The sequence below is a fragment of the Salmonella sp. SAL4457 genome, from assembly GCF_046548235.1.
Taxonomy (GTDB): domain Bacteria; phylum Pseudomonadota; class Gammaproteobacteria; order Enterobacterales; family Enterobacteriaceae; genus Salmonella; species Salmonella enterica.
Genome location: NZ_JBGDZO010000501.1, coordinates 1 through 271, shown reverse-complemented (window position 1 = coordinate 271; position 271 = coordinate 1). Strand labels below are relative to the sequence as shown.

Annotated in this window: 1 protein-coding gene; it reads right to left on the bottom strand. The window is 55.0% G+C overall.

Annotated elements, in window-relative coordinates:
- Positions 1-20 precede the first annotated feature (20 nt).
- A partial coding sequence (locus ACLJNW_RS25230; protein WP_410961364.1) for a hypothetical protein occupies positions 21-271 on the bottom strand: 251 nt, incomplete at its 5' end.

Below are 271 nucleotides of genomic sequence, written 5' to 3'. Positions count from 1 at the left end.
TTTATTGAACGTTCAATCAACTAAGAATAAGCTCGGCGTCCATGAGCGGCTCCCAGCCTGCGTGCAACCTGGCCCGCGCCGTTCATCACCTCGTCGCCGAAGTCCGCCAAGGATCGCAGAATCCGGGCTTCAAGTGGGGTGGCAATGCTGTGTCTGTAGTCCGCGGCCATAAGCCGCCATGCTTTCACTGCCATGGGGTCATCCTCCAATGAGTACTGCTTCGCCAATAAAAACAAACGAGCAGGTACGTCTGAATCCGATCGTGTTCTTC